The organism is Thauera sp. 63 (assembly GCF_000310165.2).
Classification (GTDB): Bacteria; Pseudomonadota; Gammaproteobacteria; order Burkholderiales; family Rhodocyclaceae; genus Thauera; species Thauera humireducens.
This window is the reverse complement of sequence record NZ_AMXC01000007.1, coordinates 47,638-70,229: the sequence shown is the minus strand read 5'-3', so window position 1 is coordinate 70,229 and position 22,592 is coordinate 47,638. Positions and strand designations below refer to the sequence as shown.

18 protein-coding genes and 1 other annotated feature are annotated in these 22,592 nt (G+C 58.8%); of the genes, 16 read left to right on the top strand and 2 right to left on the bottom strand.

Going from position 1 to position 22,592, the window contains the following annotated elements; genetic code table 11:
• The first annotated feature begins 363 nt into the window (after positions 1-363).
• From C664_RS08355 to C664_RS08345, 3 genes are all read left to right on the top strand, one after another.
• Entirely contained in the window at positions 364-1,305 is a 942-nt protein-coding gene (locus C664_RS08355; protein WP_004257463.1) for a DUF4007 family protein, read from the top strand.
• A gap of 371 nt (positions 1,306-1,676) precedes the next feature.
• On the top strand, positions 1,677-4,604 hold the full coding sequence (locus tag C664_RS08350) for an ATP-binding protein (RefSeq protein ID WP_198291502.1): 2,928 nt from the start codon (positions 1,677-1,679) through the stop codon (positions 4,602-4,604).
• A 4-nt stretch (positions 4,605-4,608) separates the two neighbouring features.
• Positions 4,609-5,445 carry a phosphoadenosine phosphosulfate reductase family protein gene (locus C664_RS08345; protein ID WP_004257455.1) on the top strand — a complete coding sequence of 279 codons (837 nt, stop codon included), beginning with the start codon at positions 4,609-4,611 and terminating at the stop codon, positions 5,443-5,445.
• 38 nt (positions 5,446-5,483) lie between these two features.
• Here C664_RS08345 and C664_RS08340 read toward each other — a convergent pair whose 3' ends face one another.
• The gene (locus C664_RS08340; RefSeq protein ID WP_004257451.1) at positions 5,484-7,799 is read right to left on the bottom strand and encodes a DUF262 domain-containing protein; all 2,316 of its coding nucleotides are present in this window, start codon (positions 7,797-7,799) and stop codon (positions 5,484-5,486) included.
• 363 nt (positions 7,800-8,162) lie between these two features.
• On the opposite strand from C664_RS08340, the gene C664_RS08330 reads away from it, so the two are divergent.
• From C664_RS08330 to C664_RS08300, 7 genes are all read left to right on the top strand, one after another.
• A protein-coding gene (locus tag C664_RS08330; protein WP_443080617.1) for an IS3 family transposase occupies positions 8,163-9,394 on the top strand; the annotation gives its coding sequence in 2 pieces (ribosomal slippage) (positions 8,163-8,454 and positions 8,454-9,394; 1,233 coding nt in all).
• Positions 8,441-8,557 (top strand) — a sequence feature (AL1L pseudoknot). Its footprint overlaps the gene before it by 117 nt.
• A 91-nt stretch (positions 9,395-9,485) precedes the next feature.
• A complete protein-coding gene (locus tag C664_RS20950; protein WP_004257439.1) occupies positions 9,486-9,668 on the top strand; it encodes a hypothetical protein in 183 nt (60 codons plus the stop codon).
• 320 nt (positions 9,669-9,988) lie between these two features.
• The gene (locus C664_RS20820) at positions 9,989-10,144 is read left to right on the top strand and encodes a hypothetical protein (protein ID WP_088179239.1); all 156 of its coding nucleotides are present in this window, start codon (positions 9,989-9,991) and stop codon (positions 10,142-10,144) included.
• Positions 10,145-10,234: 90 nt separating this feature from the next.
• Entirely contained in the window at positions 10,235-11,791 is a 1,557-nt protein-coding gene (locus C664_RS08320; protein ID WP_157354065.1) for a hypothetical protein, read from the top strand.
• A gap of 330 nt (positions 11,792-12,121) precedes the next feature.
• Positions 12,122-13,651 (top strand): NYN domain-containing protein, encoded by a 1,530-nt coding sequence (locus C664_RS08315; RefSeq protein ID WP_004257431.1) that lies wholly within the window; start codon positions 12,122-12,124, stop codon positions 13,649-13,651.
• Between the two features lie 40 nt (positions 13,652-13,691).
• The gene (locus C664_RS08310; RefSeq protein ID WP_004257427.1) at positions 13,692-14,354 is read left to right on the top strand and encodes an SOS response-associated peptidase; all 663 of its coding nucleotides are present in this window, start codon (positions 13,692-13,694) and stop codon (positions 14,352-14,354) included.
• 619 nt (positions 14,355-14,973) lie between these two features.
• Positions 14,974-15,225 carry a hypothetical protein gene (locus C664_RS08300; RefSeq protein WP_004257419.1) on the top strand — a complete coding sequence of 84 codons (252 nt, stop codon included), beginning with the start codon at positions 14,974-14,976 and terminating at the stop codon, positions 15,223-15,225.
• A 121-nt stretch (positions 15,226-15,346) separates the two neighbouring features.
• Here the strand turns inward: C664_RS08300 and C664_RS20945 are convergent, their stop codons facing one another.
• The gene (locus tag C664_RS20945; protein WP_004257415.1) at positions 15,347-15,913 is read right to left on the bottom strand and encodes a LuxR family transcriptional regulator; all 567 of its coding nucleotides are present in this window, start codon (positions 15,911-15,913) and stop codon (positions 15,347-15,349) included.
• 119 nt (positions 15,914-16,032) lie between these two features.
• Here C664_RS20945 and C664_RS08290 point away from each other — a divergent pair, with 119 nt between their 5' ends.
• The 6 genes from C664_RS08290 to C664_RS08265 all read left to right on the top strand — a co-directional run bounded on the left by C664_RS08290 (position 16,033) and on the right by C664_RS08265 (position 22,559).
• Complete coding sequence (locus C664_RS08290; protein WP_004257410.1) at positions 16,033-17,205, top strand: acetyl-CoA acetyltransferase; 1,173 nt, start codon at positions 16,033-16,035, stop codon at positions 17,203-17,205.
• 7 nt (positions 17,206-17,212) lie between these two features.
• Positions 17,213-18,718: a class I adenylate-forming enzyme family protein gene (locus tag C664_RS08285; protein ID WP_004257407.1), complete on the top strand. Its 1,506-nt coding sequence runs from the start codon at positions 17,213-17,215 to the stop codon at positions 18,716-18,718.
• 47 nt (positions 18,719-18,765) lie between these two features.
• On the top strand, positions 18,766-19,848 hold the full coding sequence (gene dctP, locus C664_RS08280; protein ID WP_038011302.1) for a TRAP transporter substrate-binding protein DctP: 1,083 nt from the start codon (positions 18,766-18,768) through the stop codon (positions 19,846-19,848).
• Between the two features lie 2 nt (positions 19,849-19,850).
• Positions 19,851-20,372, top strand: a complete 522-nt coding sequence (locus tag C664_RS08275; RefSeq protein WP_004257401.1) for a TRAP transporter small permease subunit — start codon at positions 19,851-19,853, stop codon at positions 20,370-20,372.
• A 77-nt stretch (positions 20,373-20,449) separates the two neighbouring features.
• Complete coding sequence (locus tag C664_RS08270; protein WP_004257397.1) at positions 20,450-21,766, top strand: TRAP transporter large permease; 1,317 nt, start codon at positions 20,450-20,452, stop codon at positions 21,764-21,766.
• A gap of 16 nt (positions 21,767-21,782) precedes the next feature.
• Entirely contained in the window at positions 21,783-22,559 is a 777-nt protein-coding gene (locus C664_RS08265) for an SDR family NAD(P)-dependent oxidoreductase (RefSeq protein ID WP_004257394.1), read from the top strand.
• Positions 22,560-22,592: the final 33 nt, after the last annotated feature.

The window sequence follows — 22,592 nt, the reverse complement described above, 5'->3', positions numbered from 1 at the left end:
GGACTCAGATCGGCCCAAACTGCCTCTCCTTACTTGTGTGGTTAATAACCACCCTACGAAAGGCGTTCCGACACGTTCCTGACCGTCATGTTCAGGAACGAAGGTATTCCGCAAGGCCCTTGCACACTTTGCTCGCGGTTTTGTGGTTGGCGTGGCGTGTCGTCAGCTCCATCTTGAGCAGAGTCAGCGCCACAGTTGGTCAGGCATGAAGTATCCGACGAGCTCTAGAGCCTAAAGGTGTATATTTTTTCAGCTCTTCGTGCCAATCTGCCGTTGGGAGCCGAAACGTCTGACAACAACTGGCGCTAGTCTCCAGTCCCCGTTTCGTTGCACCTGGGGAGGCCCTCCAGTAACATTCCGATCATGCAAAACATGCTAGAAGAGCAAGACTACACACCCCACTTCTCGGGACACGAGACGTTTCCCCTTCGGCAAATGTGGCTTAAGAAGGCGTTCGAGGCGAGGGAGGGTACACGCGTCCCCAAACTCACCTTCACGCATGAGAGCGCCATTGCGCTCTTTGGTGTGGGCAAGAATATGGTGGCCTCGATCAAGCATTGGGCATTAGCCTGCGGTGTTTTCGAGGATGACGGCGACGACAAGTCCTCGTATCGCATCAACGACTTGTGGGCGCAAATACTCGCGGACCGCGACGGGGCCTTGGATCCATTCTGTGAGCACCCCGCTACGCCTTGGCTCGCGCATTGGCGCTTGGCAGGTGCTCCCGCAGGCAGACATCGCTCCACGACGTGGTGGTGGATTTTCAACAATGTGTTGTCTCCAACCTTCACTAGGGAAGAGGTCCAACAACAGCTTTCAGCATACGCCGCCCGCAAAGGCGTTAAGGCATCCGAGGCGACGCTGCGCAGAGACATCGAGACATGCCTGCGAGGATATTGCCCAAAAGCCGATGCGGGTGTGGAGAATTTGGCCGAGCCGATGCTTGCCGAACTCGGATTGATCCTTGACGAAGGACGAGGTGTTTTTTCGTTCAGGCGTGGCCCAAAGGCGTCGCTACCCAACGGCATTTTCGACTTAGCCGTCTTAGAGTATTGGGGCTTGGGTTCAACAGGGGAGAGTTCGCTGGCCTTTGAGGGGCTCGCTCACGGGCCTGGTTCGCCTGGGAGGGTGTTTAAGATGGACGAGAACTCTTTAGCGGAACGGCTGATGGGCCTTGAGGCCAGAACAAACGGAGTGCTGTTTTGGACGGACTCCTCTGGCATCAGGCAAGTCATGCGACGCGAGGTGGACGCCAAAGCGGGCAAGCGTCTCATCGAGCGCCTGTTGAAAGAGGCCTACAAATGAGCGGGCAAGAGAAGCTCTTTCGGCATATCAGCATCGCGCAACATTATCGGCGTTCCATTCGTCTACAGACAGACCTTGGCCGACAAGACGCCTTGGACGGTTACGTCTGCCATGGCACTGCGAAGTCGGTCATTGAGAATATGGCGCGACAGGTGTCGGGGAGCTCCCAAAGGGCATTTACTTGGACGGGCCCATTCGGCGGGGGTAAATCGTCGCTTGCGGTCACCTTCGCGTCGGCCCTGCTAGGGGATGACTCCTTAAGGACCAAGGCGCGAAACCGCCTCGCCCCGTCTGTGCTTCCCGCATTCGACAAGGCCTTCCCGGTTTCGAAGGGTTGGAAGGTTGTCGCGGTCTCCGGCAGGCGTTCTAGCGTGGTCGCAGAGATCGCCAAAGCCCTGAATGAAGCGGTAAGGTCAGAGATCGTCGATCCGAGGAAGGTGGACGGACAGGAATTGATCTCTGCGCTTTCAGGGTTCGCGGAATCCGGTCTTGCAGATGGCCTGCTGTTGATTATCGACGAAATGGGCAAGTTCCTCGAGGCATCTGCCTTGGGCGGTGACGACATCCATTTCTTCCAAGATCTTGCCGAGAGCGCGGCGCGTTGCGAGGCCCCATTCGTCGTGGTGGGCATCCTCCATCAGGCGTTCAGACAATATGCGTCTCGCCTAGGCTCCGAGACCAAGGACGACTGGGCAAAGGTTCAGGGAAGGTTCGTAGATATCCCGTTGGTTGCGTCGAGCGACGAGGTCGTCGAACTCGTCGCAAAGGCGGTCCAAACCAAGCTTGCCCACAAGTGGACTGGGAAGGCCTCGGAGATCGTTGCAGAATCAATTCGGCGACGAAGGCCCGGGGTGGGCAAGTCCTTTGGGACAAGCCTGGATGCTTGTTGGCCGCTTCACCCCGCGATGGCGGCGCTTCTCGGCCCCATCTCAAAGCGTCAGTTTGGACAGAACGAGCGAAGCACCTTCGGATTCCTTTCGTCCTTGGAGCCCTACGGGTTCACTACGTTTCTCGAGACTGCCGATTCGACGGGGCCGGTGTGGTATCGCCCCAGTGATTATTGGGACTTCCTGAGGGCGAACCTCGAGCCCGCCATCCTGGCCTCATCGGACGGCCATCGCTGGGCACAGGCAGTTGACGCGGTAGAGCGCGTCGAAGCGAGGGGCGACGCGCTGCGGAGCGGCCTGATAAAGAATATTGCCATCATTGACCTTTTCAGGAATGGCTCTGGACTTGCGGGCGATCCTGAGGTCATTGGAGCCTTGTACCCTGACGTCGAGGCCGCTGAGATCGAGCGAGCCCTGTCTGATCTGGCCTCTTGGCGGACGGCTATTTTCAGGAAGCACACGGGTTCATGGGGCGTGTTCGAGGGCAGCGATTTCGATATCGATGCGGCCGTATCTAAAGCACGTTCGGAAGGCGTGGGCATCGGCCTTGCACAGCTCACGGAAATGGCAGGACTCCATCCGGTAGTAGCCAAAAGTCATTATCACGACACAGGAACGCTGCGTTGGATGGACGTGGCCATCGCCGATTCGGAATCGCTGGAACGCGAGGTAGGTGGGGATTCTCCCTCGGGTGGGTTCGGCAAATTTCTGCTGTATCTGCCGGGAAGGGACGAATCGCCGGAAAGAGCGAAACGGCGGATCAGAAGATTGTCCGACGATTCCGGGGCCACAACCGTGCTAGGAGTCGCGCCCAATCACGGCAGAATCGTTGAACTGGGTGCGGAGCTCGCCGCCCTTCAGTACATATCCGACGTTGACCATCAGCTTGTCGGTGATTCGGTGGCGCGACGTGAGATTGCTGCGCGCATCGCGTCGGTTCGCTCGGCTCTTGAGGACGAGATGCGTGGGGCAATCGATGGCGCATCGTGGTTGGTCGACGGCGAATGGCTGAGGGGCACGAGACTCTCCCCCTTGGCCTCAGACCGCGCGGACGCCGTTTTCTATGCCGCACCTCGCATATTCAGCGAACTGGTGAATCGTGACGCCCTGTCGCCGAACGCGGTGAAAGCTCGGAAGGATCTACTGCACCGGATGCTGGACGCGGAGTTCGAGGAGAACCTCGGGCTCGAAGGTTGGCCTGCCGAGCGAGGGCTGCACGAGACGATATTGCGAATGACGGGCTTGCACAGGAAGGATAAGCAAGGCAACTGGCGGTTCGTCTCCCCCGAGACGGCCGATCACGAGAACTTCCTTCCTTTGTGGAAGGCCACTGATGACCTGTTCGGTAACGGAGAGGAGAGGGTCGAGGTCCGGGATATTTATGCCCGCTGGCGTTCCGAGCCGTTCGGGGTTCGAAAAGGATGCTTCCCGATACTGCTCGCAGCCTATGTTCTGTCGAGAAAGGAAACCGTCGCCGTCTACAAGGACGGAATGTTCTTGCCGAAGGTGACGGACGCCGATATGGATGAGTGCCTTCAGGATGAAGGTCGGTTCTCCCTGCGGCGGGTCTCCGTTGATAACGAGAAGACCGAAATCCTGGCCGGGATCGCCGGTATCTTGCAGCGAACGGGGCGTGCAAGCCCGTCCTCCAATCCGCTCGATGCGGCTCGCGGACTCGTGGGCTTGGTCTTTGGGCTTCCCGAATGGGCTCGACGCACCAGAACTCTCTCCCATGAGGCTATTTCCGTCAGAGACATACTACTCAGAGCAAACGACCCACACCGCGTTCTGTTCGTCGATCTTCCCGCGACACTGGGGGCCTCGTCTGTCGCGGCTTATCTGTCTTCGCTCGAACCACCGTTGCTGGAGCTCGCCGGGGCCTACCACCGGATGATCGACTCTATGGAGTCACGCATGCTCTCAGAACTCGACGCAGTTCCTGGGGACGTCGAAGGGCTCCGCCATAGAGCCAAGGTTGTCGAGGGTATTTCGGGGGATTTCAGGCTCAACGCTTTTGCCGCGCGACTCGTCGGATACGACGGCTCAGTTGCGAGCATGGAGGGGATCCTCAGCCTTGCGGCAAACAAGCCGCCAAGGATGTGGTCAGACAGCGACATCGATGCAGCTTTGATTGAGGTTGCCTCGTGGGCCACCAAGTTCAAACAGGTCGAGGCTTTGGCGGCGGTGAAGGGGCGCGAGCCCACCCGGGAGGCATTCGCAGTCGTCGTAGGTGCGGGCGGTGCGGCGAGGACGGTGATGCGTTCGTTCGACGTACCCGAGCGTGACAAGGCTGCGGTCGATGAACTGGCAACTTCCATTTTGGATGAGTTGTCATCAAAGGGGCTGAGGCAGGAGCTCCTCCTCGCGGCCTTGGCCAAGGCGGGACTGGCTCTAGCTGGAGAGGGGGACTAAAACTGTGGCGGAACGGCATGTTCTCGGAATCTCAGGCGGCAAAGACAGCGCGGCTCTTGCCGTGTATATGCGACAGACACGTCCCGATCTGAACATCGAATACTTCTTCACCGACACCGGCAAGGAGCTTCCCGAAGTCTACGATTTCCTGGGAAAGCTCGAGGGTTTCCTCGGAAAGCCCATCGTCAGGCTCAACCCCGACAGAGGTTTCGACTTCTGGCTCGTCGAATACAACCATTTCCTGCCGTCCCCCCAGACCCGGTGGTGTACACGGCAGTTGAAGCTTCTGCCGTTCGAGCGCTGGGTCAAACCGATGCTTGCAGCTGGCGACGTTGTGACGTCCTACGTGGCCATCAGGGCGGACGAAGACTACCGAGAGGGATACACCTCGAAGCATCCCAACCTCAAGGTGAGGCTCCCGTTCCGCGAAAGCGGGGTGGACAAGTCGGGCGTCTCGGAAATCCTAATGGCCTCAGGCGTGGGCTGGCCCGAATACTACGAGTGGAGAAGCAGGAGCGGTTGCACATTCTGCTTCTTCCAGCAGAAGATCGAATGGGTCAGGTTACGTGAGCGCCACCCTGATGAGTTCGAGGCGGCGAAGGCCTATGAGAAGGATGCCTTGGAACACGGCTCCCCGTTCACTTGGACGAAGGGAGAACCCTTGGCATCGTTGGAAGACCCTAAACGGATCGAGCAGATCGTGCGCGACTATGAGGAACGAAAGGCTCGCGAGCAGCGCAGACGTCCTATGAACCCGCTAAGGCCAGAACTCCCGCCGGACCTTGATGACTTGTACGGATGCGAAGAGGGCAACGGAGCCTGCGTGGTTTGCCACAAATGATAAAGGGCCCATGTGGGCCCTTTATGTTGCCTTACTTGTCAGCCGGGAAGTCCGAGCCAAGGGGCTATGCGTGCCCAGGCCAGTTCTGCGATGCGGACGGACCGCCTATCAACAAGATCGAGGGTCCAGTCCCCTTCGACGGCGGCAACCGCCTTCGCCATCGGAAGGTGTCGCGAATTTTCAAGAAGTTCCGTTGTGCTCTTTGATATATCGACGCCTTGGTCCTTGGCCTGCTGCAGCAGTGGGTCAAGTTCATCAGACGTCGCGGCTGATAGAACCTTGTAGATAAGTCTCTTGCGGGTCCACGATGCGTTGCTCAGCGAGGTATTTTCCGGCCCCGGGAGGAGTGTTAGATTGCCCAAGCGGTCAATGATCTCGTCGTCATCATAGAGTGAATCAAGCCAACCTTCCGCACGTTTTTGTGGGGCGACGTGCTCGACTGTTTGAGAACCCTCATCACGCCAGTGGGAGTAGTCGAGCAGAGGTAGCAACCCTGACTTTCCTGCCACGGTCAAACCGGGTGCCGTCTTGTCGTCTGCGCTGTCATGGGCTGCGGCAAGAAGAATGAACCGGGTGACCTCACGCTGAACCCTATAGGCGGGTATCTTGGCTGCAGACTTAACCCAATCTTCCTTTGATTCAATTTTGCCCTCGATAGAGAGTATCGAGGCGAGTGCTTTTTGAAGAAGATCTGCGTCAGGAGCAGGGGACTCATCGCCGTTGCTGAGCCGCCGTGCAAGAGGCGGCATTCCCGTCGCTGCATGCCCGCTCTCCATGAGTTTGCGGTAGTGCATGTCAATGTTGTCCGTGGTTCTGCGGGAAGCGCGCCACAAAACCGAGAAGGCAGCGCAAGACTTTATGGCCTTAATGAACGATTCGACCGCCTTGGGCCGATTCTCCGCATCTGCCTTTCGGATCTCCGAGTAAAACCGGATCAACACCCCTTGGGTGATCGTGTGTTTGAAGCTCCTCAGAAGGTCAAGGCAAAGGACGACTTCATCGGCAGTGGCTTCTTCAACGGAGAATAGCCTGGGCTTTGCAGCTTTGTCGTCGGGCCAGGCGTGCTGGATGAATATCGCTGCATGAGACAGATGGCGGACGAAGTCCTTCTTCGGATCCCCTTCACCGAGCTTCTCGAAGTTCTCTTTGAAGAATCGGCGCTGCTCACTTAGGCGCTTTGAAAGCTTCTCCCCACGTTCGGCCGAGGCAAAAGCGACAATCAGTCTGCTGGTCGCGTCCTGCTTGTCGTCTGTTTTCCCGAACCCATCAAGATAGCCCTCGACGGACTTCATGTATTCGTGAGATTTCGACGTTTCGTATGCTTCTAGACCTTCGCAGTGAATGACACGAGGCTTGAACGTCTCGAACGCAGTAAGGGGTTCGCCGGTCGTGTTGAGAGCTTCGAACATATCGAAGGCGTAATCTTCATTCTTTGCGGTAACGATGGTGACCGCGACACGGTCTAGTACAAAGTTGGCAAACAGGACGAGTCGTAAGAGTTCCTTGAAATTCTCGGCCTCGTCCTTTGTGAGCGTTGCTTTGACGGATTCTGGAAAGTCCGCCTTCACCAAGATGTCCTGGAAGGGACGGGCTCCGATCATGACGTCGAAACTGGGGAGCTCCAGATTCTGAGTGTTATTCTTTGCGACGTCCTTGATAAGACTTTGAATTGTGCGACGGCCGTCTGAAAGAAGCTTGTACTTGGACTGATCTGAGCTCCCCTCTGGGGCCTCAAATTTATACGGCCTCTTGGGTTCCTCTCGGCCATGTTGGCCGTAGGAATGAAGGTAGTGCCCAATGGGAGACGTGTAGTTTGCCTTGCCCTTTTTACGCGACCACGAGTCATCATAAGCACGGATCATCCGTGGGTAAAAGCGAAACGCTCCGTCACCATAGTCTTTGTCTTCTTCGAACGTTTTTGCAAGACGCCCAACGACCTTCATGCACTCTTCTAACAACCACTGCCGATCCTCATGTTCCTGATCTTGTAGTTTCACGGAGCGGTAGCGGATCTCCTCGTGCAACACCGTGTTGATAAGAAGGAGAGTGGTTAGACGCTGCTGTCCGTCGATGATCGTCATCACTCGTGATGGAACATCGCCCTTCACTAAGGGATTTACGGTCAGATATTGCGTATCGTGGATCGCAATGATGGTGCCGAGGAAGGTGATCGAGTCCTCGTGGTCGATCAACATCGTGAAGCCGTGACATGCATCCTCGAAGAGTCGGGATATTTTCGACTTATCCCATGAATATTGGCGCTGGTACGCCGGAACATACAAGCCTTGACCATTCTCACAGAGATATTCCCAGACACTTTTCGGATGGGCACTGAAGACGTCGCTGATCTGCATTCCTGTCTCATTCTTCTTGTATCGACGGACGATGCTCTGTCGTAAGGGAGGCACCGCAATTGAAGTAGCGATGGTAACACGCCAAAGTCATGACCTAGGAAGGCGACGGCTGGCGTATCGCAGAATGGAGCGGATGCGTTGGAGGCTAGCAATGACCTCGCCAACGTGACGCGTGTCCTCTCTATTCGGATCCGACGGGGGAGTCATGATCGATAGGCAAAACTCCTACAGCAGCGCTGCCATCTCGATGGAGCTGATCGAGCACGCGAGGCCAGCCTCCATGATCAGGACGAAGCCTGCAGTTGCGCTGAGGTGAATCGCCCCGGGTTTTGAGGAGGCTCCAACTCTTGAGAAGATGGAGCCATGAACAAATCATCGAAGTTTTCACCGGAAGTGCGTGAGCGCGCTGTGCGCATGGTGCAGGAACACCGAGGCGAGTACCCCTCGCTGTGGGCGGCGATTGAATCGATCGCCCCCAAGATTGGCTGCGTGCCGCAGACCCTGCATGACTGGGTCAAGCGCGAGGAGATTGACGGTGGCCAGCGCGATGGGCTGACGAGCAGTGAGCGCGAGCGCCTCAAGCAACTGGAGCGAGAGAACAAGGAGTTGCGCCGTGCCAACGACATCCTCAAGGCGGCGAGCGCGTTTTTCGCCCAGGCGGAGCTCGACCGCCGTTTGAAGAGCTAAAGCACTTCATCGACCAACACCGTCACACGTTCGGGGTCGAGCCCATCTGCCGGGTTTTGCAGATGGCCCCGTCCTGTTACTGGCGCCATGCGGCACGCCGACGCAACCCGCAGCTCCGCAGTCGCCGCGCGCGGCAAGACGACAGCCTGGCAAACGAGGTCCAGCGCGTGTGGCACGCCAACTGGCAGGTCTATGGTGCAGACAAGGTCTGGCTGCAGATGAACCGTGAGGGCATCCGGGTGGCCCGCTGTACGGTCGAGCGGTTGATGAGGCGCTTGGGGCTTGAGGGGGTACGTCGTGGCAGGAAGGTCCGCACGACGCTTCCCGACGCCTCGGCGCCCTGCCCACTGGACCGGGTCAATCGGGTGTTCAAGGCCCGCCGCCCCAATGAGCTGTGGGTGTCGGACTTCACCTACGTTTCGACTTGGCAGGGGTGGTTGTATGTCGCCTTCGTCATCGACGTGTTCGCCCGGCGCATCGTGGGCTGGCGCGTCAGTCGCACCATGCAGACCGATTTCGTCCTCGACGCGCTGGAGCAGGCTTTGTACGAACGGCGGCCCGATGCCAACGGCTTGGTTCATCACTCGGACCGAGGCGCTCAGTACCTGTCCATCCGCTACTCCGAGCGGCTGGCTGAGGCCGGCGTGAAACCGTCGGTGGGCAGTCGTGGCGACAGCTACGACAACGCACTGGCCGAGACCATCAACGGCTTGTACAAGACTGAGCTGATTCACCGCCGCGCGCCCTGGAAGAGCAGGGAATCGGTGGAGTTGGCCACCCTGCAGTGGGTGCACTGGTTCAACCACACCCGACTGCTCGAGCCGATTGGTTATATTCCACCGGCCGAAGCTGAGGCAAACTACTTCCGGCAACTCGCCGAGAAGACAGAGACCGCAGTCTTAACTTAAACCAACCGGCCTCCTCGAAACCCGGGGCGATTCAGATCGAGTAATAAGCACGAAGGTAAGCATCAAATACAGCGTCGATGACGCGAGCGGTATGTCCGCGTATCTGTATGAGGAGTGCCTCGCGCCAGCAGACCACGCCGTCCTCCTGGAGCTGACCCGGATCTCGGAAGTGTCGGTCGATGTAACCCCACACGGCACGACTGTGACGCTCGCAATCGCTCGCGAACTGGCAGCGAAGCTCGGGCTCGTTCCCCCGGTCAAGCAACAGGAATAGGCCGAGCCACGTTCATGTTGTTACCCCGGCGGACTCCAACTGAGCGAGGATCGCACCCGTTCAAATTTGTTGGACACGCTCGGTTGATGCCGCTTTCCCGTCGATGACGACCAGCCCTCTTTGTCGTCCCGATCCTGCCAGCCACTTCTCCAATTCAGGATCATGCGGCACCCGCCGATCAGGACCCGGAGCACACCCCGAACAGAGTGTCGGGATACTCGAGCCCTCAAGCAAGAAAAGTTCGTCGCCAAAATCCCAGGTTACTTGTGTCTGGTGCAGCAATAGGCTGTGAGCTCCTTTCACTCACCCAGGAGCAAACCATGTCCAAGACCGCACCGAAGCCGCCGATGACCCAACAGCAGCGTGATCATCGCAGTAATCAGCTCAACCCGAATTATGGGACGAATGGCACCAACCCTGCCAACGGCAAGGCGAATGGTAATCGAGGCCAGCAACTGAATCCGAATCGAAAGTAAGGGCCAAGCCTCCCCTGGCGAACGTTGGGGGAGGCGACTATAACCATGACCTTATCCATGACAAATCACAGATTCCCCACGCTCGGTCACGTGATCCGCTACGCCTTCGACGTCTGTGGCGTACTGCCTCGCAAGAGAGGCGAACCCGACGGGTTAACCGACAAAGACAAGAAACGCATTCAAAGAAGCTTGGAGCGTCTTGCCAACGAAGAAGGAAAGCTGAGCGAGAACTGCGGTGCGGCTATTGAGGAACTCGGCTCGATCATCGCTAGGACCCTCTCCAACCCGAAGGTCGCGCTGTGGCTGGGCGAGGTCTCGACGGATCTCTTCGACGTCTACAGTTCAGTGATCCGGACCGAGGGTACCTACCTAAGCGAACGCGATAGCGTTCGCTGGTTCTGCCGTGCATATGCGGTTCCACGCTTGGTCCTTTCTGTGCGCAAACACCTACTGCGCTTCAACGTCGCGTCAGAGGATCTGTTGACCCCACCTGAGGCTGATTGGTACTTGCCGACCGTCACCGACGAGAAGATCACGTGGCCCTTGGAGAAGGCGATGCACTGGGCTTACGCGGTCTGCGACACGAACCAGACCAATTTCCACTATCCGGGAAAGAACACACGGTCGGCCCGCCCCGAGTGTCCAGAGCAAACCCAGAACCTCGAGAACGCCGGGAGCTGGCGCACCGGAAGGCGGACGCCTTCCTGGAACAGCCTCCATTGGAATTTCTCAAGATCATTCGAGCGTCTCGCGTCCGTACCGGATGCGGAGCACAGGCGCGAGATCCCCGAGAAGCTTCGAGCCAACGTCCTTCATGTCCTGTTTGTTGCACGCCTGAGTACGGACATCTGCAGATCGATCTCCGATACATACGGCCCAGCATTCCTCTCGCAGCTCGTGTCGCAGTATCAGCAACACGACGCCTGGCTGGCCCCCGAGATCGCCCGTCTTCAGGAAGGCCTACAAGGAAACCTCAGTACGCTGGCCGGTCGCACGGGCGACACCAACAGGCTCTGGTGGGAGCTCTCCGAGCCCTATTGGAAGTGGTTTGCCGATCGCCTGCTTGCCTGTGCGTATGAAATGCAGCCGCTGCTCGCGCGCGGCGATCGGACATCGCTCTCCGAGGAGATCTTAACGTCGCTGAACACGAAGTATGGCGAATACACGGTCCGACGGATCCTCGACACCCAGGAGACGCGCGGCGAGTTCCGTGCACCGCTCGAGTTTTTCGAGGCGGTGTTTGACGGGTTTGAACTCAAGAGCAAACCACACTGCAGCGATGACGACATCGATGCCTACGAAGCAGACCTGCAGCGCAGCGCGCTCGACGCGTGCCTTCCCTGGATGGTCCCGTGGCTAAGGGCCGTGGTCCGCTATCGGCGAGAAGACTTCCAATCTGCATTTCTACACGCGGCACAGGCCTTCGAGCAGGCGAAATACAGCGCCGGCGAGAAGCAGTACGCGCTCGTCAACCTCTACATCGAACTCGCCGCGAAGATGGATAGCTGGCGGAGCTTCAAGAAGGGGGTCGAGTGGGCAAACTTCCTCGGCATACCCGTTCGCTGGCTTCGGGACGATGAACCGACGGAGGACCGGCTGCGAGGCGTCTTTGAGCTGATGAAACTTGCCCGCTACCCATCAACCTGACCACGCCCTAATCCGCGCAGCGAGGGCCGCAGCAGGGACCCGCATTCGGTCGATTGCGGCGTTCCGCAGGCAGGGAAACAGAGCGTCAGGCACATGTCCGTGATGTACTTCCCATCCAACAGCCATCAGGACGCCCGACAAGGCCTCGCTCCGACAAGGTCTCAAGTATCTTCGGCGTCATAACGATAGCTCCGGCCAAGCCCACTCGCTCAGCCATCTCTATGTCTGGGACCGGTTCGGCTTCACTCGGTAACTCCTCGTTCAAACCCGAACAACATACGACCCGGTAGCACCACGATCAGGCCGGTCAACCAACAGCGATCTACAACCTTGAAAAGCGCCCTCTTCGTCGACTTCGACAACGTCTACTCCGGCCTCCGCAAGCTGGACCAAACCATCGCCGACCGCTTCGCCCGCCAACCCCTGGAGTGGATGAACTGGATCATCAGCAAGCTCGAGCTGCCCGATCACGCCCCCGAGGGTGCCCGTCGGCGCGTCCTGGTCAGGCGCTGCTACCTGAATCCACAGGCCTACCAGCGCTTTCGGCCCTCGTTCAATCTCGCCGGCTTCGAGATCATCGACTGCCCGGCGCTGACGAGCGAGGGCAAGACGAGCACCGACATTCACATGGTGCTCGACATCATTGATCTGCTACAGCACGAGACCCATTACGACGAGTTCATCGTCTTCTCGGCCGACGCGGACTTCACCCCAGTGCTACGCAAGCTGCGGCGGTGGGATCGCCGCACGACAGTGCTCGCAATCGGCTTTCCTTCAGCGGCCTATCGCGCCTCGGCTGACCTGCTGATCGATCAGGACGAGTTCGTACGAAACGCCCTCGGCTTCAGGGACGAGGAAGAGTGTCCTGCTGTTGAATCGGTCGCGCCCTCGGTGAACACGGTTCCGGACCCCGACACGGTCTCGGCCGCAGCCCGTGCGATCGTGGAGCAAGCGGTCAAGGAATCTTCTGTCGCCGTCCCCATGGCGAAACTGGCCGCGCACATCCTGGATGCGGTAGACGGAATGGATGCATCGACGTGGGCCGGCCACGGGACCTTCAGGGGCCTGATCGAATCCTGGGATCTCGGTTCGGTTCGCTTCACGACAGCGGGAGGAGGCGTCATCTACGATCCGCATCGTCACGCCCTCCCAACGGCCACCCCCGCAGCTAATCCGAAATCCCCCGATCGGAATGTTGACGGTGTGATCGACACCATACGCGGCGAGGTCGCGCGATCCTCCCTGCCCGTCCCGTGCAGTCGCCTCGCGAGCCTCCTCACGGCTCAGTTCACCGCCATCGCTGCCGACTGGAACGGCAACGGAAGCTTTCGAAAGTTCGTGGAAAGCCTCGACCTCGCGCCGCTTCGTTTCGACTGGAGCAACAGTGGGGGCGTCATCTTCGATCCGGCCCGGCCCGACGTCGGCACACAGAACGGGAGCGGTGCAACGGACTGGGGTGACGATCGGGAGATTCTCGCCATCGCCACCCAGATCCACGAGGTCTCGGGCGCCCCCCTGCTCAGGCCGCAGGACTACCGCTCGCTGTTTTCGATTATCGAGCAGGACGCCCGTTCGCATCCTTTCGACCTCAAGGAGACCGGGAAGCGCGTTCGCGACCGCCTGCGGGAAGAAGGGCTCGGAGGCAGTCGCCTGGACGTCAATTGGGTGCTGCGCGGTCTGCTGATGCGTGGCCATGTGTTCGGCCAAGGGCACGATGATGCGATGACCCTCGGGACGAAGACCGCCAACAACGTACGATCGCTGTGCCTGAGGGAGCAGATGATCCTCGACAAGACGACCGAGGCCGCGATCGCACGCTGGTTCGGCACGAGTCCGGGGACGACCCGTAGCGGGCAGTGAACATGCAGGGCAGCGCCCTGCCTACAAAGGAGACAACCGAATGTGCGGTCGCTACGCGCTCTACGGCCCCGTCTCGCGCTTGCGCGAATGCTTCGACGCGGAGCCCGAAGGCTTCGAGTTCGAGCCGCGCTGGAACGCTGCACCGATGCAGTGGTTACCTGTCGTCCGCGAGGAGCCTGGCGGCAAGCGGGTCATCCAACTGATGCGCTGGGGCTTGGTACCCACGTGGGCCACGGACGAATCGATGGGGACAAGACTGATCAATGCGCGCAGTGAGTCGCTCGCAGAAAAGCCCTCATTTCGTGCAGCGTTCCGCCGACGCCGATGCATCGTTCCCGCGAACGGCTTCTACGAATGGAAGCTAGTCGGCAACACCAAACTCCCGTTCTACATTCATCCCGTCGAGGACGAACTGTTCGGACTGGGAGGTGTATGGGAGCACTGGACGCGGCCCGCCGACGGGGTAGGGATCGACACGTTCACGATCATCACCACGAACGCCAGCACGGCCATCCGCGCCGTGCACGACAGAATGCCCTTGATACTGGAGCCGGCGACCTATTCCGCCTGGCTTGACGGGGCAACCCCGCTAGAACAAGCCCACGATCTGATGCAGCCCTCGGCTGGGCTGACGCTGCATCCTGTGAGCCGCGCTGTAAGCAACGTGCGCAACGAAGGGGCTACGTTGATTCAACCCGTCTAGCAAGCCTGCGACAGACGAACCCTGTACGAAACCGCCCCTGCCGCTCCTTCCCGAGCGAGCACACTTTTCCAACATGCAAGAGATCGTTGCGCTTGGTAAGTCATGACCGTTCATGAACATAACCATACGCGCTCTCGATGCTCAAAATCTCCATGTCCTTTAGCTTTTGGTTATGCATAGGGCTTCGCTCTTTCAAAGCAGTTTTGGCAGACGGATATTCAAATTGATGTTGCAAAACATAATCTAACCTCTTGTTTTTCCACACAAAAATCTGTTCACACGTCGACCGTTTGGGGGCAGAATTGCACCCATGAACACAGCCGGAGGTCGACGATGCAACTCACACAGCATGCGGTAGTACGGATGCAGCAAAGAGGCATTCCCCTTGAGGCAGTCGAGGCGTTGATGGAACACGGGAACTACCTGCCATGTCGGGGCCAGCACGGCAACGAGATCGTGCTACTCAGCCGGCGATTCCGACGTTCAGGGCTATGCGCGGATAGACGACTGGCGAAGGTCTGTAAGGGCGGCTCTCAATACCTAGTAATCCATGACGACACCGTCATCACGGTCGGGCATCGCACCAAGAAGATCCGCCGCCACTAACGAGGAGAGAATCATGCAAAAGACGAACAAGCGTTTCCCCCTGCACTATCAGGGGATTGATGGACGGACCCACAGAGTGACAGTCTGCGCCGAAGCCCTTGAGTTGCTTGAAGGGCTGTTCGGAGATCCGGATCGGTGGGTACAGGCCCAATATGACGAGACCCCACAGACCGCGAGGAGTAAGACGGATGCGCGGCAGTTCGGCCGCCGATTCCGCAATGGGCTGCTGTTTGAGCTTGCTGCAAGGCAGTGCAACGATCTCTGAATGGCGGGGCGGTCGGGGAGACAACGCGGCGCTTCGGCGCCGCCCCATATGACTTGGAGCACACCCACAGCAGCATCGTCGAAGCCCGTAGGAGGCGAATGACCGGAAACGTCAATTCGCCTTAGCTGGCAATGATCATCCGAGTCACAAGCTCCGCAGCGTTATGGACACCGAGCTTGCGCATGATTGACGCACGGTGAACCTCTACCGTTCGCGGCGAGATCCCCATCGCCTGTCCTATCTCCTTGCTGGTGTGGCCGTTGACGATATGGCGCGCAACCTCACGCTCCTTCGGCGTCAAAGCGGAAGAGCTCGGAACTCGGTCCTTCAAGTGCTCGAAGGTCCACACCATTAACTGGAACGGATCTCCCGGTGACAAGGTTCGCGCGCGGGCACGAACCCAGATGATCTCGCCATTCTTGCGCTGCATGAAGCGCTCATCTTCGTAGCGGGGACGGTTCTGCAGCCACCGGCTCCAGCGTGACCCGATCTTCTCGAAGTCGATACTCGACGGGTACAGCAGGCGCGTCGTCTGCCCTTCCAGGTCTACCCGGTTCCAGCCGAACAGCAGTTCGATCTCGGTGTTCACCCTCAGGATGGTTCGGTTCGACGTCACCATGATCGCGGTCGGCGCGTCCATGAAACCGGTCAGATTGAGAGCCTCATCAGGAAGATCGTGGTAGCTCATCTTGTTCTTTATGCGCCTATAAGTAGTTTCTACGTACTTTCTACGTATAAATCTACGTAGTTTCATGCATATCCGCCAGCCCCCTGCAAAAGCCACACTGTTTCGCAGGAGGAGCAGACATGACACATGACGTCTACATCATCGGATCCGGTCACACCCGCTTTGGCCGACTCCAACAAACGCTTGAAGAGCTCGTCGTCGAAGCTGCGCGCGACGCAATCTCGGAAGCAGGGATCGCGCCGTCGGAAATCGACGCCGTGTTTCTTGGGCACTTCAACTCGGGGCTCGTACCCGATGGCTTCGCATCATCCCTGATCCACCAGGCCGACCCTGCGTTCCGGTTCAAGCCTGCTGTGCGCTGTGAAAACGCTTGCGCCTCAGGCTCCGCAGCAATCTACTCCGGACTGGATGCGATTCGATCGGGTCGTGCGAGGAACGTGCTCGTTGTCGGCGCCGAAAAGATGACCCATCGGTCGACTGGTGACGTGACGACTGCCTTGGCGGGCGCCGGCTATCAAAACGACCCGGTAGAAAGGGGGCTCAGCTTTCCTCAGGTCTTTGCCATCGTGGCTCAGGCCTATGCCGAACGTTACGGCGATCCGCTGGACGCCATGGCACGCATCTCGGCAAAGAACCACGCGAATGCAATGAACAACCCCCTCGCGCAGATGCACAAGCCGGTGCCGTACGAGTTCTGCCGCGAGGTTAGCGACCAGAACCCCCTCATCGCACCGCCGCTCAGGCTCTCCGACTGTTCGCTCATTTCCGATGGTGCTGCCGCGATTGTTCTGTCTTCAGCCGATGCGGCAGCCAGCGCCAAGCGGCGCGTGCGTATTGCCGCAGCCGAGCATGTCTCGGATTTCCTCCCCATGTCGCGACGTGATTTCCTCGCGTTCGAAGGGCCTACGCGGGCAATCGCTCAAGCCTATGCCGCAGCGGGAATCAGCGCAGGTGACCTCGACTTCGCGGAGGTGCACGACTGTTTCACCCCAGCCGAGCTGCTCATTTACGAAGCGATGGGACTCGCGCCAAAGGGCCAGGGCGCACGTGCCCTCGAAGAGGGAACGGTCTTCGCAGACGGCCGCACCCCAGTGAATCTCTCCGGTGGTCTCAAAGCCAAAGGACACCCGGTCGGTGCCACAGGGGTCTCCATGCACGCGCTGGCCTTCCGGCAACTCACCGGGCAAGCGGGCGCAATGCAGCGTAAGGGTGCCGAATGGGGGCTGACCTTCAACATGGGTGGAACAGCCGTCGCGAACTATGCCTCAGTCCTGAACGCTGATCGCGCGTGAGGCAAGCATGAACATCGCCAACTGGCTCTACCAAGCAGCTCATGCTTGGCCACAAAACCCCGCCATCCTCGACGGCGAAAAACTGGTCCATGACTATTCCGGCCTGTTGAGGGCTGTGTGTGACCGCGCACACCATTTTGCGAACGTGCACGGCATCAACCCGGGAGATCGCGTCGCCGTTTACTCGAAGAATGTGCCCGAGTATCTCGAGGTACTGCACGCGTGCTGGTGGATCGGTGCTGTCGTCGTTCCGGTCAATTACAAACTGCATCCGACAGAAGCCGAGTGGATCATCACAAACTCGGAAGCGCGCCTCGTACTGACGGAGAAAGGCAACGTCTTCTCCGCTCATGTCGAATTCGTCGAGGAGGAACTCACGAAAGCGGTTGCCCAAGGCACTCCGGTAACTGCTCCGCATCCGGCGAGAGACACCGATGTTGCTTGGTTGTTCTACACGTCAGGCACAACAGGTAAGCCCAAGGGCGTCATGCTCAGCCATGAAAACCTAAGGAACATGGCGCTCTGTTACAGCCTGGACGTCGATACGCCCCGCCCCGACGATCATATGCTGTATGCCGCCCCCATGTCCCATGGGGCCGGGCTCTATATGTTCTCGCAGATTCGGGTAGCGGGCGCTCACTTGGTCCCGGCGTCTCGCGGGTTCGACAGCACGGAGATCATTGCACTCGCCAAGAGCCGGGGGAACCTCGTTTTCTTTGCTGCTCCGACGATGGTGAAGCGTCTCGTGGCAGCCGCCCAAGTCGAGGGCTATGACGGTGCCGGCATCCGCACGATCATGTACGGAGGCGGGCCGATGTACGCGAATGACATCGACCACGCACTGGAAGTGTTGGGGCCGCGCTTCGTACAGATCTACGGACAAGGTGAAAGTCCGATGACGATCACAGTCCTTCCCCGCGCCCTCGTTGCTGATCAGAGCCATTCGCGCTGGCGTGCACGTCGCAACTCCGTGGGCTACGCGGCTGGCTGCGTAACGCTCGCCATCCTTGACCCGGAAGGAACCGAACTCCCCACCGGCCATACCGGCGAGATCTGCGTGCAGGGACCGACGGTAATGCTCGGCTATTGGCGGAATCCAGAAGCCAGTACCGAAACGCTACGCAATGGCTGGCTGCACACCGGGGATCTTGGGCATCTCGACGAGGATGGCTTCCTTTACCTAACGGATCGTTCCAAGGACCTGATCATCTCTGGAGGAACCAATATCTATCCACGAGAGGTCGAGGAGGCGCTGTTACGCCATCCAGCGATTTTCGAGGTCGCCGTGATCGGTGAACCGGAACCAGAATGGGGCGAGCAAGTTGTCGCTTATGTCGTTTTTCAAGCCGACAAGAGTGCAACGGAGGCAGAGTTGGATAGTTGGTGCAGACAGCACATTGCCTCGTTCAAGAGGCCAAAGCGTTATGTCTTCGTATCAGATCTACCGAAGAACAGCTACGGAAAAATCTTGAAGACTGAATTGAGACGTGCCGTTTTATCGGCAATGCAGTGAGCTACGCGGGCAATTTGAACCCGCATCCATAAGCCAAGGAGGAGATTATGAAAAGACGTGACTTTTTGAAGACCACGGGTGCACTTGCCGGCGTCGGAATGCTCGGTCTGCCAAGCTTTGCACAGGCTCGCTCTTCGATGAAGTTCGATAGCTATGTCACCGAGAGCGCAGGCCCCTCGTGGATCGACCGCTGGTTCCTCGATGAACTGCAAAAACGTTCCAATGGCGACATTTCCGTCCGGTATTACTGGGCTGGCAGTCTGAACAAGGTTGGCGAGCACCTTGGTGCAGTCCGTGACGGCACCTCAGAGATCACCATCATTTCTCCGGGATACTACCAGGCTGAAATGCCGGTAACGCGAGGGCTCGAATGGTACTTCCGAGTGGATCGTGCCGATTCGCTGCAGCGGGTCTGCCAGGATGTGTACGAAGACTTCGCGCCGCTGCGTCAGGAGTGGGAGCAGCGCCACCGCTCAAAGGTCCTCTACTGGACGAACTGGAACTACGCTCCACTCGTGATGCGCAAGCCCATTTCTTCGCTTGCAGACCTCAAGGGCAAGAAAATTCGTGCCTATGGTGTGGGTACCGACGTCATCGAACGCCTTGGCGGCATTGCCGTGCCGATGGTTGCAGGTGAGGTATATCAGTCTCTCGAGCGCGGAGTGCTCGACGGGGTCTATGGCTTCGATTTCGTTACGGCAGTCGCATATAAGCTGCACGAGATCGCGCCGAACTTTTACGACATTGGCGACGGCGCGCACGCTCCCGCGCTAACCGTAATGAACCGGCAGGTGTGGGAAGGGCTGTCGCCGGCGAATCAGAAGATCTGCAACGACCTCGCCAATGAGCTTTACAACGGGAAATTCGCCGAGATCTATGAGGGCGTTCTGACCAATTATGTGAAGAAGGCCGTTGCTGAAGGCGTCAAGCTCATCGACCTCCCCGAAAGCGAAAAGGCCCGAGCCAGGGCAACGGTCCAGCCAGCCCAAGTCGAAAGTTGGATCAACAGCGTCGCCAAACCGAACGGGATTGACGGGAAGGCGATGCAGGATGTGATTGAGAAGGCAATCGCAAAGCACGCACCCGAAGGCAAGCTCAAGCGGCCGATCGAGATCGCAGCGAGCCTCTGAAGATGCTCACCTTCGATCGCCTGCTGACGCGGATTGCTCATGTGATGTCCTGGATTGCCTTGGTCTTCCTGGCCTTCATGATGTTCGCGATCACCATCGATGTCGTAGCTCGCGCCCTTAGCGGACGCGCAGTTCCGGGTCTCTTCGAGATGTCGGAGATGTCGATGGCAATGGTCGTCTTCATGGGGCTGGGTGCGACACTGCTGGACGACGGCCATATCCGCGTGACGCTGCTAACCGATCGGTTGCCGAGCATCATTGGGCGCCACTGTTCTGCACTCGGCTGGGTCTTTGCCGGACTGACCTTCGCCTTGCTCGCCTGGCCAGCGACGAAGGAGGCAGCCTACTCGGTCTCGATCCTCGAGTTCCGCTGGGGTGCATTACAAGTACCCGTATGGTGGGCCAAGGTGATCGTGGCCGTAGGTCTTTGGTTTGCCGCACTTCAAGCGCTTGTCCACGCCGCCCTCGTTGCACGCGATCGGCTGCCGGAGCAACGGCGCGTGAACGCCATCGCCGCGCACTGAACGTTAGATGCCGGGGCAGAGCGGCCCGGCATCTAACGCATCAAATCTGGGCAGCATCAAAGAATCCAGGAAATGTCATGGACGTTACCCTCATCACATGTATCGCCGTAGGGCTGATCTTTGTGCTTCTTGCACTCGGCACCCCTGTATTTGCGGCCCTCGCTCTATCAGGCGCCTTCGGTATCGTCATGGTTGAGAACCTCGATTTCCTTCTCAACCGCCTCAAATCGCTTCCATTCTCCACCACTGCAAGCTATTCACTCACGGTCATTCCCCTCTTCATCCTGATGGGGGCCTTCGCTCATCACGCGCAAGTCGGTAAGCGACTGTTCAATGTCGCACGCAAGTGGGTTGGGCATTTGCCGGGCGGTCTTGCCATGGCCGGGATCCTTACTTCGGCAGGCTTTGCGGCCACATCGGGATCATCGGTCGCCACGGCCGCCACGGTTGGCGCGGTCGCGATCCCTGAGATGAAGAAGGCGGGTTACGACCCCCGCCTCGCTGCAGGCTCGGTCGCAGCGGGCGGTGTTCTAGGCGTACTGATTCCGCCTTCGGTTCTTCTGATTTTCTATGCCGCGCTTACGGAAGTGTCCGCAGGCAAGATGTTGATCGCCGGTTTTGTACCGGGGATTCTGACCACGCTCGTTTTCATGGCCGGCATTGCGGTGATCGGCCGCCGTGGCATGAACCAGGAGGCGCGCAGCCCGCGTTCGCCGTGGGGCGAGCGGGTTCGTGCAACGGGACAAGCCTGGCAGGTAGTCGTGCTTTTCGTACTCGTACTTGGCGGAATCTACGTTGGCCTCATCACCCCGACTGAAGCGGGTGCAATCGGGGCGCTCGCCGCCCTCGTGATGCTGCTGTTCTCACGCGTCGCCCGCGCTACGTTGGGCACGCGGCTCCTGGATAGCTTTCGCAGTACCGCGACCACCACGGTGATGATCCTCTTCACGATGATCGGCGCCGGGATATTCAGCTATTTCCTGACCCTAGTTCAGATTCCGCAGGCGATTGCAGAGGTGATTGTTGAAAGCGGCATCTCTCCCTCCTTGATAGTCGCGGTTCTGCTGTTGGCCTATGTGCCACTGGGGATGTTCCTCGATGCGTTCTCGATGATGGTAATCACCCTGCCGATCGTGTTCCCCACGGTTTCAGGGCTTGGCTTTGACCCGATTTGGTTCGGAATCTTATGCGTCAAGATGTGCGAGATCGGGCTGATGACACCTCCGGTAGGCTTGAATTGCTTTGTCATCGCAGGGATCGACCGAAGCACATCCTTGGCAGACGTATTCCGGGGTGCGCAGTGGTTCGTGGCAATGGAGATGATCACCGTGGCCATCCTGTTCGCATTTCCCGCGATCACGACCTGGTTGCCCGAAACGATGATGGGACGCTGAGGAAAGGGAGAAGCTCATGCGCGAGAACTATGGCACGGCACTCATCACGGGAGGTGGATCGGGGATCGGGCGAGCCGCTGCGCTTGCACTCGCTCAACGAGGCGCGCGCGTCGTCGTCACTGACTTGAGGCTCGAGAGTGCCATCGAAGTTGCTCGGGAGATCACGACGGCGGGCGGTGAGGCAATCGGTATCGCGCTCGATGTTGGAGATGCTGCGTCGATACTGTCGGGGTTCGATCGAACGGAGGCAGAGTTCGGGAATGTGGATGTCCTTGTAAACAGCGCTGGACTGCTCTTGGTCGAGCCACTCCTCAGCTTTTCTCCTGAGAGTTGGGAGAGGGTGATGCGCGTCAATGTCACCGGAACCTTTCTGGCAAGCCAGCGCGCTGCGCAGGGCATGGCCGAACGAGGCTATGGACGTATTGTTAACATCACCTCTGTCTCGGGGCTACGAGCAGGGGTGGGGCGCACGGCCTACGGGACATCAAAGGCTGCCATCATTGGCCTCACCCGGCAGTTTGCGCTGGAACTCGGCCCTCTCGGAGTGACCGCGAACGCGATTGCTCCGGGAGCAATCGAGACCCCGATGACACTGGGTACCTACAGTGATGAGACCTGGGAAAACATTCTTGCTATGGTCCCCACGAAGCGCCGTGGCACTCCCCAGGATATCGCTGAGGCGATCGTCTACATTGCGTCCCCTGCCGCCTCTTACGTTAACGGAGAGACGCTCACCGTGGACGGAGGCTATGTGGCCGCCGGCATGACACAGACAGGCAGGTTGCGCGTCTGACCCGTGAAAATTGTTTCGACGCCCGGCATCGAT